The sequence below is a fragment of the Nocardia sp. NPDC052316 genome, assembly GCF_044547795.1.
Lineage (GTDB): Bacteria > Actinomycetota > Actinomycetes > Mycobacteriales > Mycobacteriaceae > Nocardia.
Genome location: NZ_JBIUBB010000002.1, coordinates 1,162,905 through 1,180,351 on the forward strand (window position 1 = coordinate 1,162,905; position 17,447 = coordinate 1,180,351).

Annotated in this window: 17 protein-coding genes and 1 pseudogene; 3 read left to right on the forward strand and 15 right to left on the reverse strand. The window is 65.7% G+C overall.

Annotated elements, in window-relative coordinates; translation table 11 throughout:
- The first annotated feature begins 196 nt into the window (after window positions 1-196).
- From ACIHA7_RS12110 to ACIHA7_RS12120, 3 genes are read left to right on the forward strand one after another with little or no spacing between them, the layout of a single operon-like run.
- Window positions 197-628 carry an FAD-dependent monooxygenase gene (locus ACIHA7_RS12110; RefSeq protein WP_397288444.1) on the forward strand — a complete coding sequence of 144 codons (432 nt, stop codon included), beginning with the start codon at window positions 197-199 and terminating at the stop codon, window positions 626-628.
- Window positions 562-1,299 carry an FAD-dependent monooxygenase gene (locus tag ACIHA7_RS12115; protein WP_397288446.1) on the forward strand — a complete coding sequence of 246 codons (738 nt, stop codon included), beginning with the start codon at window positions 562-564 and terminating at the stop codon, window positions 1,297-1,299. Before ACIHA7_RS12110 ends, ACIHA7_RS12115 begins: the two co-directional genes overlap by 67 nt.
- Before the next feature lie 23 nt (window positions 1,300-1,322).
- Entirely contained in the window at window positions 1,323-1,778 is a 456-nt protein-coding gene (locus ACIHA7_RS12120) for a DUF6640 family protein (RefSeq protein WP_397288448.1), read from the forward strand.
- Window positions 1,779-2,017: 239 nt separating this feature from the next.
- Here the strand turns inward: ACIHA7_RS12120 and ACIHA7_RS12125 are convergent, their stop codons facing one another.
- The 15 genes and pseudogenes from ACIHA7_RS12125 to ACIHA7_RS12195 all read right to left on the reverse strand — a co-directional run bounded on the left by ACIHA7_RS12125 (window position 2,018) and on the right by ACIHA7_RS12195 (window position 17,309).
- The gene (locus ACIHA7_RS12125) at window positions 2,018-2,416 is read right to left on the reverse strand and encodes an FAD-binding oxidoreductase (RefSeq protein ID WP_397288450.1); all 399 of its coding nucleotides are present in this window, start codon (window positions 2,414-2,416) and stop codon (window positions 2,018-2,020) included.
- Window positions 2,368-2,868: pseudogene (locus ACIHA7_RS12130) on the reverse strand (alpha-hydroxy-acid oxidizing protein); the annotation flags it as partial. The gene ACIHA7_RS12125 and the pseudogene ACIHA7_RS12130, both read right to left, overlap by 49 nt.
- 113 nt (window positions 2,869-2,981) lie before the next feature.
- A complete protein-coding gene (gene mdlC, locus ACIHA7_RS12135; protein ID WP_397288452.1) occupies window positions 2,982-4,574 on the reverse strand; it encodes a benzoylformate decarboxylase in 1,593 nt (530 codons plus the stop codon).
- 382 nt (window positions 4,575-4,956) lie between these two features.
- On the reverse strand, window positions 4,957-5,709 hold the full coding sequence (locus tag ACIHA7_RS12140) for a threonine aldolase family protein (RefSeq protein WP_397288454.1): 753 nt from the start codon (window positions 5,707-5,709) through the stop codon (window positions 4,957-4,959).
- 26 nt (window positions 5,710-5,735) lie between these two features.
- The gene (locus tag ACIHA7_RS12145) at window positions 5,736-5,888 is read right to left on the reverse strand and encodes a hypothetical protein (protein WP_397288456.1); all 153 of its coding nucleotides are present in this window, start codon (window positions 5,886-5,888) and stop codon (window positions 5,736-5,738) included.
- Window positions 5,889-5,924: 36 nt separating this feature from the next.
- Window positions 5,925-7,247, reverse strand: coding sequence for an amidohydrolase family protein (locus ACIHA7_RS12150; protein WP_397288458.1), 1,323 nt, complete (start codon window positions 7,245-7,247; stop codon window positions 5,925-5,927).
- Window positions 7,244-8,605, reverse strand: a complete 1,362-nt coding sequence (locus tag ACIHA7_RS12155) for a threonine/serine exporter family protein (protein WP_397288460.1) — start codon at window positions 8,603-8,605, stop codon at window positions 7,244-7,246. The genes ACIHA7_RS12150 and ACIHA7_RS12155 overlap by 4 nt, the downstream gene beginning before the upstream one ends.
- A gap of 11 nt (window positions 8,606-8,616) precedes the next feature.
- Window positions 8,617-9,561 (reverse strand): catalase, encoded by a 945-nt coding sequence (locus tag ACIHA7_RS12160; protein ID WP_397288462.1) that lies wholly within the window; start codon window positions 9,559-9,561, stop codon window positions 8,617-8,619.
- 137 nt (window positions 9,562-9,698) lie between these two features.
- Window positions 9,699-11,210, reverse strand: a complete 1,512-nt coding sequence (locus tag ACIHA7_RS12165; RefSeq protein ID WP_397288464.1) for a GMC family oxidoreductase — start codon at window positions 11,208-11,210, stop codon at window positions 9,699-9,701.
- Window positions 11,211-11,444: 234 nt separating this feature from the next.
- Window positions 11,445-12,836, reverse strand: coding sequence for a glutamate decarboxylase (locus ACIHA7_RS12170; protein WP_397288466.1), 1,392 nt, complete (start codon window positions 12,834-12,836; stop codon window positions 11,445-11,447).
- Window positions 12,833-13,786, reverse strand: a complete 954-nt coding sequence (locus ACIHA7_RS12175; RefSeq protein WP_397288468.1) for an amidohydrolase family protein — start codon at window positions 13,784-13,786, stop codon at window positions 12,833-12,835. Before ACIHA7_RS12175 ends, ACIHA7_RS12170 begins: the two co-directional genes overlap by 4 nt.
- 201 nt (window positions 13,787-13,987) lie before the next feature.
- Window positions 13,988-15,202, reverse strand: a complete 1,215-nt coding sequence (locus ACIHA7_RS12180; protein ID WP_397288470.1) for a hypothetical protein — start codon at window positions 15,200-15,202, stop codon at window positions 13,988-13,990.
- Between the two features lie 163 nt (window positions 15,203-15,365).
- Window positions 15,366-16,622 carry an amidohydrolase family protein gene (locus ACIHA7_RS12185; RefSeq protein WP_397288472.1) on the reverse strand — a complete coding sequence of 419 codons (1,257 nt, stop codon included), beginning with the start codon at window positions 16,620-16,622 and terminating at the stop codon, window positions 15,366-15,368.
- On the reverse strand, window positions 16,622-16,942 hold the full coding sequence (locus ACIHA7_RS12190) for a hypothetical protein (protein WP_397288474.1): 321 nt from the start codon (window positions 16,940-16,942) through the stop codon (window positions 16,622-16,624). Before ACIHA7_RS12190 ends, ACIHA7_RS12185 begins: the two co-directional genes overlap by 1 nt.
- Complete coding sequence (locus ACIHA7_RS12195) at window positions 16,929-17,309, reverse strand: Rieske (2Fe-2S) protein (protein ID WP_397288476.1); 381 nt, start codon at window positions 17,307-17,309, stop codon at window positions 16,929-16,931. The genes ACIHA7_RS12190 and ACIHA7_RS12195 overlap by 14 nt, the downstream gene beginning before the upstream one ends.
- Window positions 17,310-17,447 lie beyond the last annotated feature (138 nt).

Below are 17,447 nucleotides of genomic sequence, written 5' to 3' on the forward strand. Positions count from 1 at the left end.
CACCGTCGTTGACATCCTAGAGCATCTATGGTGTTTTAATATCCCTAAATTATCTAGATCTTCTAGGGAGCGGTATGAGACGTTGGTGGCGGCTGGTTCTGGCAGCCGCGCTGGTCGTGACGGCGGAGTGGTGGCGGCAGTCCCGCGCTGCTCGGCTACGCGGTGGCCGGCCGGTCCGTGATCGCAGGAGTCGGCGATGAAGGCGCTCGTCGTGGGTGGGGGTATCGGCGGGCTGGCCGCTGCATTGGCGTTCCACCAGCGGGGCTGGACGGTAGAGGTGCTCGAACGCGCACCGGAAATCACTGAAATCGGTGCGGGGCTCTCGATTCAACCCAACGGGCTGCGCGCCCTGGACGCGCTCGGCCTCGGCGACCGACTTCGCGCCGGCGGGCCGGCCGGGCCGCCGCAGGGTATCCGAAATTCCAACGGCACCTGGCTGATTCGCAACGACACCGAGAACTCGAACAACGTTTCGGTCCGTGGGCGATCATTCACCGAGCCGCACTGGTCGACATCCTGCGCGCGGCCCTGCCCGCGTCTGCACTGCGACCGGGAACCACCGTGCGAGAGGTGTTGCCCGACGGCACAGTCCGTTACGACGGTGGCACCGCCACGGCGGACCTCGTGATCGGCGCCGACGGCGTGCACAGTGTGACCCGGCGCTCGATCTGGCCCGACGCCGCCGGTCCGCGTTACCTGGGTTACACAACCTGGCGCCTGCTCACCGCGCCTTATGAGGTGGCGGGCAGTATCGAAATATGGGGTAAGGGTGCACGATTCGGCTATATTCCGATGCCGGACGGCCGTGTCTACTGCTATCTGATGGCCAACGCCCCGGCCGGAACCCGTACGGGGCTGGAACAACTGCGCGACCGTTTCGCGAGCTGGCACGACCCGGTCCCGGCACTCCTCGCGGCCGCTTGCCTCGACGAGGTCCTGCAGCACGACACCTACGAGCTACCGAATCTGCGCACCTACGCCCGCGGAAACGTCGCGATACTCGGGGACGCCGCCCACGCCATGGCACCCAACCTCGGTCAGGGCGCCTGCCAGGCACTCGAGGACGCCGTCACACTCGCGGCAACCGTGGGCACTCGCGGCATCGACGCGGGATTGGCGGAGTACGACCGCCTGCGCAGACCACGCACCCAGATGATCGCCCAGCTCTCGCGCCGCGTCGGCACACCCGCACACTGGGATTCGACTCTGGCCATCGGCCTGCGCAACACCACCCTGCCCCTGCTGCCCAGCGCGTTCCTCGGTCGTTCGATCACCCCCGCCTACTCCTGGACGCTCTGAACACCCACCCGGAAGACGAAACAATGCCCTTGCCTCGAACCGTGATCGCCGCTGTCGCGGTGATCACGATGGTCAGCCCCGTCCTCGCCGACCTGGTCATCCCCGACCTGGCCGCACAGCACGCCTTCAACCCGAACTGGCCGCCGCACGCGAAGTTTCACGACGCCCAATACATGGTGATGACAGTGCTGCTCGGCCTCATCGGCCTGGCGCTCATCCTGCGGCCAGGCCGGGACGCACACCGCTCGACACTGTGCGCGGCAGCCGTCGTGGCCACCCCATGGCTCGGCATGGCCGGCGCGCTACTGTTCCCCGAGACCGCCACCCACGACCCGGAATTCGCCGACAGAACCGTCTTCGTTCTCGGTCTGCACGGACAACTATTCCTGGCGCTGATCCTTCTAGCAGCCCTGCTCGGCGCGCTCGCAGGGTCATCGCGGCGCGCTATTCGACCGGTCACCTACCAGCCGCCCAGCTGAGGTCGCAGCGGCATCCAAGCAGAGGATGGGTACGTGACATCACCCGATATCTGGTGTGGGCTTCGAGCTGATCCCCAGTAATGAGAGAGGCCCCGCACCGAGCGCTCCGGTGCGGGGCCTTCAAGTCAAAAGTGCTGCTAGGAGCTACCTTTCAAGCACTGAACGTCACCTACTTGCAGGCCTCCTTGGCCTCCCGCCGCCGCCGATGCAAATCGGCTCGGCGTAGCACCCCAAGCCGATCACTTTCTCTGACTTGCGTTTTCACATGCGATCTCGCAGCGTGTGGCTGTTTGTGCAAAGCGTCCGCACAGCAGACCACTCCATCGGACACGAACACCTCGTATGCCACGCATTGCGCCGGTATTCATCGGGTGAGCCGCTCCAGTAGGTAGATGAACGACTCGTAGGTGGCGCCGGTCCCGCGGGACAGGCCGATTTCGCACGGCCCAGCCGCGGCGCACGTCGACGAGAATGCCGTCGCCGACCGCCTGCCCGCTCGGACTCGTCCCGGCGGCACGGAACGTGACGGTCAGACCGCTGGTCCGCGCATACCGGAGCACGGCCGCGACCTCTTCGACGGTGCGCGGGTTCACCACGACCTTGGGGATGAGCCGATATGGACTGCCCATTGCCGGCATATCGCACCAGATCGATGGCGCGCGAGTACACCTTGTCCTTGCCCGGGGCGAGGGTGTCGGGGGTGAAGGAGGGAACGAATTTCTGCTCGAAGGATTCGGCCACGTGCAGCGCGTCGGAGTTGTCGGCGCCGCTTTCCACGGCATTGCCCAATGTCATGCCCGGCCCGGTGGCCAGGATCCGCAGCCAGCGCCCAGGGTGATCGGAACCTGCCGAAATTGTCCGTATCACCCCAAGGGTAGAGCTGAAACCACAGCGGGCCAGCTGATTCCATCGCGATACGGGTGACCGAATAGCTCGACGGTGTGCAGACGGTGAACAGGGTTCCGGCCTCGCGCGCGGCCCGCACGGCCGCGAGTTCGGCATCCGGGTGCTGGATGCCGGGCATGCCGGTGGGGCCCAGGATAATTGGCAGCTCGATCTTGCGGCCGAGCACGGCGACCGATTTGTCGCGGGAGGTGACGTCGCATCACGTCTCGAGCCAGCGGGCCGGCCAGCGACCCGAGCCCTCCGAATGCGTTGCCTCCCATGATCACTCCCTCCTCGGACTGGTGTGCGTAGATGCGCTCAATCGAACATTCCGCTTGCCACGGCGGTGACCTTCGCCTGGATCAGATGCGGACCAGGGGTGGACAGGGCCTTGTCGAGCGCCATAGCGAACGTATCCGCCTCGTCAATAGCGGTGCCGGGGATGCCGTAACCCTGAGCGAGAGCGACGAAGTCGAGGCCTGGCAGGTCGAGACCGGGCAGTTTCGGTGCGTCCAGCCACTCGCCGAATTCCTGGAGCGCCCGGTAGGCGCCGTTGTCGATGATGACGTAGGTGATGTCGAGGCGGTGCTGAGCGGCGGTCCATAAACCACTGATGCTGTAGTTCGCCGACCCGTCTCCGATCAACGCGATCACCGGCCGATCCGGTTGCGCCAGTGCGCATCCCACCGCGGCAGGCAGCCCGTAACCCAGACCGGCCGCCGCCGGATAGAGATAGCTGCGGGGTCGAGTGATCGGCAAGTCGTCCCAGATGGCACTCAGCGACGGGGTCTCGTTGATATAGACCGCGTCGCGCGGGGCGTGCGCCGCGAGCACCTCCACCACCCGCTTCTGGGTGAATTCCGCTGTCTCGATAGATGTTCGATGCGATCGATCGGCCAGCGGCCGGGTGCGGGCGCTGGCGTAGTCGGCCAACCGGGACAGCGCATCTGCGGGGTCACCGACGAGCGCACCGCCGAGCGGGCTGCGGGCCGCCTGATCGGCGTCGGCGGTCACCAGCACCAGTTCGGTACCACCGGACACGTAGGGCCCGGGCGTCCAAGCGTGGTAGGGCAGCACTGCTCCCCCGACCCAGAGGACGAAATCATAGGCAGCCAGCTGCTCACGCGCCTGATCCACCCGAACACCCAGCGTGCCTTGATAGCGAGGGTGACCGGTCGGGAACCCGAGGCGATGGTATTCGGCGGTGCCGATCATGACCGGCAGACCGGCCTTGTCGGCCAGCGCGACCGCGGCCTTCCATCCGGCGTCGGTATCCAGTTGCGGGCCGACCACCAGAACTGGGTTGCGAGCGTGGTCCAGTCGCGCGGCCAGTTGGCGCAGCGTGGTGCTGTCGACGATCGGCCGTCCGGCGACGGCACGACCGACCGCGAATCCCAGATTGTCGGTGTCCGCGGGCTCGTTCCAATCCTCCAGCGGGACCGACACATAGACCGGGCCGGTGGGCGCGGTGGTCGCGCACACGATGGCCCGAGCCAGCACCGCGGGCACCGACTGAGCCGAGGGCGCCTCGAAACTCCACTTCACCAACGGCTTCGGCAACGTCGTCGCATCCACGTTGGCCAGCACACCCTGCAACGTCAGCAACTCCCGCCGCTGCTGACCGCTCAACAACACCAACGGCGTCCCGGATGCGGCGGAATTGACCAGGTTTCCCATGGCCTGTCCCACCCCGGCCGCCGAATGCAGACTCACCAGCACCGGCTCCCCGATGGCTTGGGAATACCCGTCCGCCATACCCAGCGCAGCACCCTCGTGCAACGCGAGCACATAACGGAAATCGTCCGGAAAGTCTTGCAGGAACGGCAGTTCATTCGATCCGGGATTACCGAACATCGTCGTCATCCCCGCCGCCCGCAACACCTCGAACGAGGCCGCACGCACCGTCTTCACAGCACACCTCCACATCCGCCAGTTGTGTACCGGCCACCGACGTGATCGCGCGGGTTCGCGCATTTCTCGTTCGTGTTCGGTCGAGAAGTCACCGCCGTGGTCCTTTCCACAGCTCTACTTCACTCTCCAAGATCGAAAATCCGTGTCACGCGGACGGGTCGTTGGCGACGGAGCCGAAATGTTGCCTCCAGTCAATTAAGCGATCATAACCCGCACGACGTGGTGAAAAGCCGACACATCCAGGTGAAAATGGCTCACACAGCGTGGCGATCATTTCGTCGGCGTATGCGGCGCGAATTTCGTCGTCGCTGTACTCGGTGACATCGACCGGTAATAGCCGAATACCGCGTGCTACATCCGTACCGGGTGGTTGCTGTCGCTACTAATCCTTTCGGGTGAGTCGGGTGATCGCGTCCAGGAGGTCGTCGACGTCGTCGGTGGCGGTGGCGAAGGAGGTGACGAAGCGGGCGATGCCGGACCCCCAGCGGTCGGCGTGGAAACCGAAGCCGCGGCCGTACAGACCGTCGATGATCGGTTGTGGCAGTTGGCAGAACAGGATGTTGGCCTGTGGGTTGCCCAGTACGCTCACCGCGGGAATCTCGCGCAGGCCGGTGCGCAGGCGGGTGGCCACAGCGTTGGCGTGGCGGGCATTGCGCAGCCAGAGGTCGTCGTCGAGGTAGGCGTGGATCTGCGCGGCTTGGAAACGCATCTTGGCGGTGAGCTGTCCGGCGCGTTCGCTGCGATAGGTGAGTTCGAGCGCGAGGGCGCGGTCGAACAGCACGATCGCCTCGGCGGTCAGGGTGCCGTTCTTGGTGGTGCCGAACGACAGCAGATCGATGCCCGCCTTCCAGGTCATCTCCGCGGGAGTGCAATCGAGAGCCACCAGCGCGTTGGTGAACCGTGCGCCGTCCATGTGCACCCGCAGGCCCGCATCCTTGGCGATCTCGGTGAGGTGGCGGATCTGGGGCACGGTGTAGACGTTGCCCGTCTCGGTGGCCTGGGTGATGCTGAGCGCGGCGGGCTGCACCTTGTGCGGATCTCCCGCCCCGCGACCGACCGCGGCCGCCAGCTGCTCGGGATCGATCGTCGTGTCGCGGCCACCGATCGGGACGAGTCGGCCTGCGCCCGTCGCCAATTCGAGTGCGGTGGACTCGTCGTTGATCAGATGGCTGTCGCTATGGTATCGGCGCCGTACGGCGGCGCCGTTCCGGTCGCCGCGGCGGCGACGGCGTCGAGGATCTGCGGCAGCGCGCCCGCGGAGTTGTCGCTGCCGAACTCGCGGTTGATCCCGATCGGCGGCTTGGTGTCGGTCATCGAAAGCCCTTTCCTACAGCAGGATCAGGATCAGGATCAGGATGCGGTGGCGGCGGCCACAGTGTCCGCGCCGAGTGTGTTCTTGTAGATCCGGCCGTCTTTCATGATCACCGACAGGCTGGTCTCGGGGCTGGCGAGCAGGTCGAGGTTCTGTAGCGGGTTGCCGCGGACCAAGAGCAGGTCGGCCAGAGCGCCGGGGCGGATGACGCCGAGTGCGCCAGGGTAGGGATTGCGGGGTCCGCACATGGCGACGGTTTCGGCGTTGGCGGAGGTCACGGTGCGCAGCACGGTGGCCGGGGTCTGCCAGCGCCCGGTGGCCGCGAGCATCGCACCCTGCTGGGCGGTGGCCTCGGCGTCGAACAGGATGTCGGTGCCCCAGGCCAGCTTCAGGCCGTATTTCTCGGCGAATCCGTAGGCGCGTTCGGTTCCTTGGGACACCTCCGAGTACCTGGCGCGCTGTCTGGGAGTGAGGGCGGCCAGTTGCGCGGTATTGGTTCCGAATGGTTGCAGGCTCCAGCGGATGTCGTGTTCGGCCATCATGGCGACGGTTGCCTCGCTGAGCAGGTGCCCGTGTTCCACGCACCGCACGCCCGCCCGAATCGCTTGCTGCACAGCACGGTCGGTGTAGGCGTGCACGGTGACGTAGGTGCCCCAGTTCTCGGCCACCGCGACCGCGGCCCGCAGTTCGTCCTCGGTGTATTCGGTGACATCGAGCGGGTCGTACTCCGACCCCGCACCGCCACCGGCCATCACCTTGATCTGCGTGGCGCCGCGCATCAACTGCTCGCGCGCCGCGCGTAAGACCTCGCCGACACCGTCGGCAATCGCGGCGACACCGCTGATTTCGGCCCGCGCGTAGTGATTGCACACCCCGCGTGGGAGTTCGTAACGCATGCGGGAGTCGCCGTGTCCGGAGGTCTGGGAGATGAACGCCCCGGAGGGATAGATCCTCGGCCCTTCGATCAGCCCGTTGTCGATGGCTGTTTTGATTCCGAATACCGGCCCGCCGGTGTCCCTGATGGTGGTGAAACCTCGCATCAGTGTCTGTCGGGCCGCGAGGACGCCACGGATCCCGATGTCGTCCAGTCCGCCGGTCAGCATCTCCTGCTGGGGCACGGTCGCCAGCGACAGGTGGTAGTGGGCGTCGATCAGGCCGGGCATCAAGGTGTGTCCGGTGCCGTCGATGACGGTTATCGTCTCCCCCGCTCCGTTCGGTGTTCCCGTATCCCGGTCGCCGACGCGGGCAATCATGTTGTCGCGCACCAGGACAGCGCAGGCCGGGCCGAGAGTGTCGGTGGCACCGTCGAAGACCCGGACATTGCGGAACAGCGTCGATGTGCCGACTTGTGCATCGTTCACCGTGGGTCCTTTCGATAGGGATGGCTATTGTGGCTTGCCTCGAACAGGATGTGAGACCTGCTGATCCGGCGCGTACAGCGGCGAACGGTTCGCTGCCAGCGCTCCGGCACGTGGTTGTGTAGACGCGAAATATGCTGGGACCACACGGGACTGGTGAACAGTCCGGAGCCGACCTGAATGCCGAGAGCGATCGCGATCATGGTCAGTAGCGTGGTCGCGAGGACATGGATGCCGAGGCTGGTTTCGTGACCCGCCAGATCCGACAGGCCGGTGAGCCCCAGGCTGCCGGGGACGAGCATCCGAAAGCCGAGTAGGAACGAAGCCTGCACGGCGGGCGCGTCACGGTGGCTCGCGATGAGCATCGCCGCGGGCGCGAGCGTGAGACCGCCGAGGAATACCCCGAACAGGCTGCCTGCCCGGCTACCGAGCGCCTGCGCCGCGTACGTCAGGTACAGCACGAACAACATCCATGGGATCGATCCCGTGGGAGCGCTGTACTGCCACGACATTCCGAGCCCGATCAGCGCGACGCCGACCACGGGAGCCCACCAGCCCAGAGCAGGGTATGGTGCCGGGTCGGCGATGGAGGCCTTCCCGATGATCTCCAGGCCGACCAGAATGCCGAAACCCAAGAGCAGCAACACATTGACGCCGGAGGCGACGCGAGCCGCACCGGAGATCATCGCGCCCTCGGCGAGCTCGCGCACACCGGTAGTGAGCACACTTCCTGGCAGCAGTGCGGCGACCGGCGGCACCAGCAGCTCGGCAGGATGCCCACCCGACAGCGGCCCCGACAGTCCGAACGCCAGCATCGTCACCGTCGCGGTCGCCAACACCGGAAGGGCAAAACTCAACCTCGGTAGCTGACCGACCGCACTGATCAACACCTGCACCACGAGTCCGAGCACCACATAGCCGGGCAACGCCCGCGGCGACGGATTCAGCGTCATGCCCATGCCGACGGTCAGCACCACGTTGCCGAGCAGCAACTGCCACATCGGCGTCGGTTGCGCGGAATCGAGCACCCGGCTCAGTTCCGCAACGGCTATTGCCGGCGCGGGCAGCTTCCGCTTCACCCGGTCGATTAGCCGGTACAACGTGTCGATCTGATCCAACCTCAGCATCGACGCGTCGGTGTCGAGCAGATCGACATGCACGACACCGCCTCCGTCGACCACCCGCACGACCACGCTGGTGGGCACGACGATCACCCGCACATCGTCGTAGCCGTAGCGATGTGCCAGATGGGTGACGATCTCGGTGACTCGCGAGGTCGTCTCGACCGACCGGATCAGCGCCACCGCGACCCGGCGCAGCAGATCGAGGACATCGGCGGGTGCGGGCGGCACCGTCGTCACACCACACCTCCCTATCCACTGGCCTTTGATGGCCTCGCGCGGTTCTGTAGTCGTTCGAGAGCACGGTGTCGGTTGGTTCGCACGACGCGGTAGACGGTGCTGCGGTCGGCGGCGAGCTGATCGCGGGGTGGGGTGATGCCGGGTGGCAGGCGCAGTGGGTCGAAGTCGAGATCTTCGTCGTCGGTTGGGGTTTCGAGCCGGAGCTCGCCCAGGCGCACCAGCTGTGGTGGGTCGGCCCAGAGTGCGGTCGGGTCGTGGAGCGGGTCACCCGCAGCGGGCAGGCGCGCATACAGCGTCATGGTCGCGGGCAGGCGGCGGGCCAGGTCGGTGGTGAGGTAGTCCGGCGGGAGCTTGCCTGCTTCGTGCGGGTCCAGTGACGGCAGCGTCGCGGTGGGGTGCCATTCGAGCCGGGCCCACGTGATGTGCCCGGCCGCGTTGGTGAGGCCGAAGGCGTGGATGGCGTAGTACTGCTGGCCGAGGTAGCTGGCGGGGGCGCGGTCGGTGGCTGCCGCCAATGCGGCGGCGGATTCGGGGTGGCGGCGCCGAAACTCGGCGAGGGCGGCCGGGTTCGGTTGTCCAGTAGCGGGTTCGGGTGAGCTGGCGGTGATGAAGTCGAACATGTCCGCACCGGTGCGGACGAAGAACACCGGCAGCGTGAACGTGATCAGGTCCGAAGGCGGGCCGTCGGCTGGGGTGAAGCGGACGGACAGGCCTTGATCACCGGTGTAGGCGTCGTGCCCATCCGTGCCGCCGCGCGTGCCGGAGAACCGCAGACGAACCGGGGCCGGTTCGGCGAACAGTGCGGCCGTGCTGAGCGTCGCGGCGGCCGGGTCGGGATGAAATACGCCGACAGCGCAGGCACCGCGGCGGTGCTGTAGGCGTTCACCCGGCGCGGCCGGGAGTACTTCGGCCAGGTGTTCGCCCACTTCGGTCGGGGTGAGGGGCGTTTCGGTCACGGTGGGGGCTCCTTGTCCTCGGGCGGCGGGCCGGATGCGACCGGACGTGCGCGAGCCGGGTCGGCTCCTGACAGTGCCAGCACAGATCATCGGTAGGTTGCGTCTTGCATCGTTGCGAGCACGCCGTCTATTGGGAGTCACAGTTCGGCCGCGATGTGTTCGGCGGCCATGATGACCGTGGCGTTGATCGCGACGCAGACGGCGTCGGGGAAGATCGACGCGTCCACTACCCGCAGGCCCTCGACTCCGCGGACGGCGCCGACCCGGTCCACGACGGCGGCCGGATCATCCTCGGCGCCCATCGGCGCCGTCGAGGTCGGGTGATGGTAGGTGTCAAGGGTGGTCAGCACCGACGCCTCGATCCCGGCGTCGGTATCGACATCGTCGCCGGGAGTCAGTTCATGGTCGATCAGCTTTGAAAGTGGTGCGGTTCTGGCGATTCGGCGACTCAGTGCGATCCCTTCCAGCAGACGTCGGCGGTCAGCGGCATCGGCCAGGAAGTTCAGATCGATGCGGGGCGCGACGTTCGGATCACGGCTGGCCAGCCGCAGCGATCCCACCGACCGGGGACGGGTGAGCGCCACCGGGAGCACGAATGCGGCACCGGTCGGGCTGAGGCTCTGGTCGATCAGATGGGTGGCGGCGACGTGCAGGTCAAGCTCGCCTTCCGCGGCTTCCGTGCTGGCCGTCCACAGTTCCACCCCGATCACCGGATGGCCGTCGCCCATCCGCTCGGGGTGAGCGGCGTAGGCGTTGTAATAGAAGGGGTGGTCATAGAGGGTGCTGCCCACCGGAAGGTTCGCCACGACCGGAATCCCCAGTGCGCCAAGGTGTTCAGCAGGGCCGACGCCAGAGCGCAACAGCAGCGCCGCGCTGCCGTAGGTACCGGCGCTCAGGATCACCTGACCGGCGTGCAGCCGCTCACCGTCGGCGAGCAGCACACCGATGGCCCGATTTACGTTGCGGTCGAACAGGACTCGGTCCACCAGCTCGTCGCCGCGGATAAGCAGGTTCGGCCGGGCACGAACGGCGTCGGTGAGATATGCCATGCCGGTGTTGATCCGGACACCGTCGACCACGTTCATCGCCTCCGCCGCGACGCCGACCGGGTTCGGGCCGTTGAAATCGTCGGTCGCCGGAACGCCGGCCGCCAGTGCCGCGTCGTAGAACGCGCGCTGCACGGTGCTGAGATCGTCACGGGTGAGCTGGCGCACCGGTAGCGGACCGTTGCGCCCGTGCCACTCGTCGCTGCCGGCTGTGGTGTTCTCGAGTTTGCGGAAACTGGGGAGCACCTCTGCGAAGGACCAGCCCTTCAGCCCGCGGGCGGTCCACCGCGCGAAGTCGGCGGGCAGCGCGCGAGCGATCACTGCGCCGTTGACCCCGGAGCTACCGCCGAGGATCTTGCCGCGGGGTGTCTGCACCGGATGGCCGATAAAGCCGGGCTCGGCCGAATAGCCCCAGTCGTAGCCGGTGTCCGCGCCCAGCAGGCTGCTCGATGCCACCGACTCCGGATAACCCTCAGCGGGAAACAGCGGCCCCGCCTCCAGCAACAGCACGCGGCGGTCGGGATTCTCGCTCAGCCGCGCGGCCAGCACGGCCCCTGCGGAACCGCCACCGACGATCACGACATCAGGTTCGAAGTTCGACATGCGCACTCCTAGGGATCCGCAGACACTCGCGGACGCGGGCGGTGCCGCCCAACCTTTCGCATCGCCGAGCGGTCACCGCCACCGCGTCCATCTGTCCGGACACGAGGTAGCCGAAATGTCCAATTGCCGTGGCGCAGAGGCACTTCAGCTCTGCAGGTCCATTGCTCACCGGTGTTGCTCGCGGCCGACTCGACGGTCGCTTCGCCGAGGACAAAGGCATGGACGCCACCACCGCTACCGGACTGCCGGGGTGGCGTTGTGGGTGAACGACTGTCCCTCTTCGGCATTCAGCGACGGTGTCGGCGGGTGGGCGCCCAGGTGGTCCAGGGCCCGGCGAATGTCGTCGGCCAGCAGATCGGCGGTGTCGTGACTGAAACCGTGCCGTAGTACCGCGCGCATGATGACTTCGTCGTGCCGACCGGCGGGGAGTGGATAGGCCGCGATGAGCCAGCCTCTGGTGCGCAGCCGGTCCGACAGATCGAACAGGTTGAACGATTGTCCCGGCTTCAGCCGCCAGCACACGGCGGTGATGCCCTTGTGTGGGTCGCCGTCGTGCAGCAGCTCGAAGACTCCCATCTTGTCGATCTGTTCGGCCAGATGGCGGCTGGCCTCATAGATCGCCGACTGCACCCTGGTGTATCCCTCGCGGCCGAGCCGGATGAACTCGTAGTACTGGGTGATGGCCTGGCCACCCGGGCGGGAGAAGTTCAGGTTGAAGGTGGCGATGTCACCGCCGAGGTAGTCGACGTTGAAGATCAACTCGCGCGGCAGGTCGGCGCGCTCGCGCCAGATCGCCCACCCGGTGCCCAGCGGGGCCAGGCCGGTCTTGTGGCCGGAGGCGTTGATCGACTTCACCCGCGGTAACCGGAAGTCCCACACCACATCCGGTGCGGTGAACGGGGCGAGGAAGCCGCCGCTGGCCGCGTCGACGTGCAGCGGGATATCCAGTCCGTGCTCGGCTTCGAAACGATCGAGCGCGTCGCTGATCTCGCCCACCGGCTCGAACAATCCGGTGAAGGTGACACCGAAGGTCGCCACCACCATGATGGTGTTCTCATCGCAGTGCGGCGCGATGTCCTCGGCGGTCAGACCCAGTTTCCCGGGACTCAATGGCACCTGCCGGATCTCCACGTCGAAGTACCGGGCGAACTTCTCCCAGCACACCTGCACCGGCCCGCAGACGAAGTTCGGCTTGCCCGGGGTGCGCCCGGCCGCTTTCTCTCTGGCGAGCCAGCGGAACTTCGCCGCCAGCCCGCCCAGCATGGCCGCTTCGCTCGACCCGGTGGTGGAGGTGCCCCAGGTCGTCGCCGGGTCCGGGGCGTGCCACAGGTCGGCGACCATCCGCACGGCCCGTCGTTCCAGCTCCGCGGTCTGCGGATACTCGTCCTTGTCGATGATGTTCTTGTCCAGCGTCTCGGCCATCAGCATGCGCGCGGGCTCGTCGACCCAGGTGGTGCAGAACGTCGCCAAGTTCATTCTGGACACGCCGTCGAGCATCAGCTCGTCGTGCACCAGCTGAAACGCCGCCTGTGGGAGCATTTCCCGTTGCGGGAAGCCCTCTTTCGGTGCGCCGTGCGCGAGTTCGGGGGTGGCGAAGATGTCGTCACGGAATTCGTTGTCGCTCATGGCCGCTCCTTGGGCAGCAGGGCCAGGAAGTTCTCCTTGGCGATCTGGTTTGCGGTGCCCGCGTCGAGTTCGTCGAGCAGCAGGTCGTAGCGGGACATGGTCTGGACGTAATTGCTGGTGTCGCCGACGGTGTCGGACCCGATCATGAACCGCGTCGGGTAATCAGCAAGCAGCGCAACCCATTTCGGATTCGGCCGCCCGTCACGCACCAGCTGGATGTCATAGAGCACCCAGGACAGATCGACGCACAGGTTCGGGTACTCCTCGAGCATGTCGCGCACGATGGTGGTCAGCGCGGGCGGATCCAGCCGTCGGCTCATGCCCGCATGGCACCAGATGAACTTCGTGGCCGGGTGCGCGGCCACCGCCTCACGCAGCTCGTGCAGATAGATCGATCCGCTGCTGTGCCATACCGAGGTGATGTCACTGTGCACCGAGACCGGCAGGTCATATTCGGCGGCCAGGTCATACACCGGCCCCAATCCGACGTGGTTCGCGCGCCCGGGTTCACCCTCCTGCATCAGGGCGGTCAAATCGTCATGGCGGGCGAAGATTTCACCGATCCCCTGCCAGAAATTCGGGAACAGCTCGATCATGCGCCGGACGTGATCGACGGCGTTGCGGTCGGTGGAATTGAACCCGCAGATGAACGGGTGGAACCGGGACTGCGCCTCGGCGGGCAGTGAGGTGACCCGGTCGTGCACCAAAACGTCTGTGGCCGAATAGGTGTAGACCTTCGAATCATCGGACAGGTAGTAGGTCGGCTCGACCGGATCCCATTCCGACCATTTCTTGCACACCCCCATCCCGTTCACCATGATGCTGTCCACCCCGGCCTGGTCCATCCGGGCCAGCGTCTGCTGCGGCCCGTCGTCGACCTGGATGAAATTGAACATATGGAAGTGGGCGTCGGTCTTGCGATATTTCGTCTGCACGAGTTCAGCAGTCATCGTCGTCCCTTTCCGGGTTGTTCGCCGTAATGGCGGATAGTGGTGCTCGGCGACGTTGCCGATCGTGGCAGTTCGGGTAATGACTCAGGCGAAGAGTCGTGCCATGAACGGAATGCTGTCGGGCAGCGAAGCATTCACGTCGCGAGGTGGTCGCGGCCTGGATAGGCCAAAGGATTGGTGTCGGTCGGTCCGGTCACCCGGTCAGGTCAGTTCGGTGAGCAGGTCGATGATCCGGGTGGTCAGTTGGTGCTGGCGGGCCACCGAAATTCCCTCGGCGGGCTGCACTACATCGATGGTCAGTCGCCCGCGGTAGGTGTACACGGCATACATGGCCGCGTTGGTCGGCCGGCCGGGGCCACCGAAGCGGATGTCGGTAATGACAAGCTCCGCAGGCGTTTCGAACTCCGGGATCCGTCCGACATTGCTGATGTAGGAGACCGGTGCCGCCTCGGCTGCCATCTGCGGTGTCGGAAAGTACCCGATGCTGGAATACATGGCTCGGCCGTCGGCGATGCGGGCCTTGATGTCTTCGACGACGGTTTCACCCAGAGCCAACGGTGTGTCGCGGCTCCCGACGAACTGGCCGGTGCAGACGACGCCGACGCCGTTGGTGATATCGAGCACGTCGATCGGGGCGGGCAGCAAAGCACGAAAGTCCACCGACGATCGGACCACCATCGGCACCGGCCCCGCGGTGTCGATCAAGCTGCGTTCCGCCGCGATCACCGCACCGGCAACGGCGGCGTGCATCGTGGTACCGCGTGCGCGCACGGCGGCGAGGATCGCCGAGGTCGTTTCCGCGGAGAGCACGATGGTCTCCACCCGGGGCGAGCTCGCCGCGCCGTTCAGATGTGTTGCGGGGCTGATGAATTCCGGCGGCGGGGCAGGAACGGTTGGCGCGTCGGCCGGGTCGAGGAGCTGATGCGGCCCGAACGGGATCGGCCGCGGCGGGCTCGCGACGAGCTCGCCGGTCTCGACGAGTGCGGTGTAATTCGCCCAGAACTCGTGCAACAGCGCGCCGGCGGCGTTGCCGTCGACAACCGAGTGATGGAACGTGATACCCACGGCCGCAACGTCTTCGCGTTGCACCACTTGGAGCCGGGCGACGTGCTCGGACTGGTCGAGCGGGTCGGCGGGGGCGGCGAGGAATTCCTCCGGATCGCCGCGGCGCACCTCGAACGGCACCATATACGGGGCCCTGGGCTCCAGGTAATATTGGTCCCCGTCCTGCCCGATTCGGGCGTACAGCACCGGGTTACGGTCGGTCAGCGCGGCGAATGCCGTACGGAGCCGATCGATGTCGAGTTCACCCACGGCGAGAACGCCGTATTTCAAGGCCATTCGGCGGCCGGCGAAGTATTTCTCGAACGCACCGAGCGGGCGATGCGGCCCGGCCATCTTCAATATGACAGTCATTCCAGTCCCACCTTCGACTATCAGAGCTGCGGTAGTTCCCCCAGAACGAACGATTTTCGTTGCGCACGGGCCACGCCCCATCCGGGTTGCCCACCGCCGGGCAACGTTGGTGCGATGGGCAACACGAATGTGACGTGGCCCGCGTCTTCCCGGACCCAGCGAGCTACGGTGTCGCGATTTGCGTCTGCAGGTGTGCCGGGTCGGGAAGTTTGTGGGTGCCGTAGAGACGTTGGGCGTTTCTACCGAGAATGTTGTTGCGTGCTGTCTCGGAGAGCCCTTCGATGGTCATGATGCGGGCCGGTGGGTCGAAGTCCCAGTGCGGCCAGTCCGAGGAGTACAGCAGCGTGTGTTCGGCATCCATCATCTCCAGGGTCTGCGCCAAGGCTTTCGGGTGCAGGACCTCGAGCGGCTGGGAGGTGTAGAACATCTCACGCATGTACTCGCTGGGGAACTTTGTCAGCAACGGCGCGTCGGAGCTACGCAGCAGGAATTCGTGATCCAGTCGCTGCATCATGAACGGTATCCACGCAAGGCCGCTTTCGATCCAGATCACCTTCAGCTTCGGGAACCGTTCCGGCAGACCGTTGAACAGCCAGTTGCTGAGATGGGTCATATTGCAGGTGACAAACGACATCGCGTGCACGCTGGTGAAGCGGTTCATCGTTTTCGTCCACGAATCACCCCAGTTCGGGCCCGCGTGAAAGCCCAGTGGCATGCCGAGCCGCTCCAGTTCGGCGAACACCGGCATGTTCTGGTTGTCGTGGACGCTGAAGAACCGCTGGCTGGTGATCAGGAACCCCAGGACATCGGGGTGATCGTGGTAGAGCTTGATGGTCTCCAGTGCCGCGTCCGGGTCGGTAATCGGCAGGGCCAGCATGGATTTGACGCGCGGGTCCTTACCGAGCACGGTCTTGACGAACCATTTGTTGTAGGCCATCGTCAAAGCCACCGCGATGCGCTGGTTCGGGTGCATGCCGACATCGAGCATCGTCTGCGGGAACACCACCTGATAGTCGATGCCGAAGGTCTCGATCGCCCGTTCGGTGACGGTGAGGGTGTGTTCGGCCCCGGCCGGCACCGGTTCGTTGCGTTCGCCGCCATGCGGGATCCGTCCGCCGACCTCCTGAAAGTGCAGACCCGGCACATGGCTGGTGAGCGCGAACTGGGCGCCGCCGGGAAACGCTGTGGCGATTCCTTTGCCGTACTCGCGAAGGACCTCGTCATCGAGGTTATCGAGGACCTCGCTCCACTCCAGGGTTTCCTCGTGGTGGGAGTCGACGTCGACGATCAGGCGACTGCGCAGATCGAAGGTGTCCACATCGCGTGCGGCGTTGGCCAGCATGTCGCGGGTATCGGACTGCGGGGTCAACTCCTGCACCGGATTCACGCGGGTGCGCGGCCGTTCGGGGGCTGCGGTCATCACGAGGCTCCCTTCGTTTCGCGGTCCAGTTGATGCATCCACAACGCCAGGTCGAAGGTGTTCAGGTTCTGCGCGCGCATCAGGGCCGCGATCAACATCACGGCCTCGGTCGCCGTGATCGACCCGGGATCGATGTCGAGCTCGTGCCCGGCCGCTGTAGACGACGCCGCGTAGAGGCGTGCGGTGTCGGCCACCAGCCCCGACAGCGCCGTCGAGGTCAGCTCGGCCGAGCCACCGTCCCACAGGTGCTGCACGCACTCACGCAGATCGGCGGTCACCTCGAGCAGCTTGTTGTTCGCGGTAGTCTCAGGCGCTGACATAGATCTCACCGCCTCGCTCCTCGACCTCGATGGTCGTGAGCCGGACGTCGGGAGCAACGGCGTGCACGCCAGTGGTGATGACGTATTCGGCGCCGTGCCACGGGCAGACGATATGCATTTCGGAACGGTCGAAAACCATTCCGCGCGCCTTCTTGTCCGCGTCGATTTTTTCGCGCACTTTCGGCATGATCTTGCCTTGACATACCGGTCCGCCTTGATGCGGGCACGTATTCTCATAGGCATAGAGACGCCCCTGCACCCGGAAGATGCCGATGGTGCGGTCGCCTACATCGACGACCAATCGCCCGAGCTCGGCGATATCTTCTGACTTACCGACCAAAATTGCGGTCTTTCCGATAGCAGTCACCGTGAATCCTCCTCCAGTTGATGGGAGACACTCATAGCGTGGAACCGGTCGCTGTAGTCAATCTATGCGATCATGAAGCGCATGACAGGGTGCATAGCGGACGGATCGAGGTAAAAATGGGTCACGACGCGCTCCGCA

Bases quoted from the DNA above. Each gene is read 5' to 3' on its own strand.
- ACIHA7_RS12110 (WP_397288444.1), top strand. From the start codon at position 197: ATGAAGGCGCTCGTCGTGGGTGGGGGTATCGGCGGGCTGGCCGCTGCA.
- ACIHA7_RS12120 (WP_397288448.1), top strand. From the start codon at position 1,323: ATGCCCTTGCCTCGAACCGTGATCGCCGCTGTCGCGGTGATCACGATG.
- ACIHA7_RS12125 (WP_397288450.1), bottom strand. From the start codon at position 2,416: ATGCCGGCAATGGGCAGTCCATATCGGCTCATCCCCAAGGTCGTGGTG.
- ACIHA7_RS12145 (WP_397288456.1), bottom strand. From the start codon at position 5,888: ATGACCGACACCAAGCCGCCGATCGGGATCAACCGCGAGTTCGGCAGC.
- ACIHA7_RS12165 (WP_397288464.1), bottom strand. From the start codon at position 11,210: ATGTCGAACTTCGAACCTGATGTCGTGATCGTCGGTGGCGGTTCCGCA.
- ACIHA7_RS12170 (WP_397288466.1), bottom strand. From the start codon at position 12,836: ATGAGCGACAACGAATTCCGTGACGACATCTTCGCCACCCCCGAACTC.
- ACIHA7_RS12175 (WP_397288468.1), bottom strand. From the start codon at position 13,786: ATGACTGCTGAACTCGTGCAGACGAAATATCGCAAGACCGACGCCCAC.
- ACIHA7_RS12180 (WP_397288470.1), bottom strand. From the start codon at position 15,202: ATGACTGTCATATTGAAGATGGCCGGGCCGCATCGCCCGCTCGGTGCG.
- ACIHA7_RS12185 (WP_397288472.1), bottom strand. From the start codon at position 16,622: ATGACCGCAGCCCCCGAACGGCCGCGCACCCGCGTGAATCCGGTGCAG.
- ACIHA7_RS12190 (WP_397288474.1), bottom strand. From the start codon at position 16,942: ATGTCAGCGCCTGAGACTACCGCGAACAACAAGCTGCTCGAGGTGACC.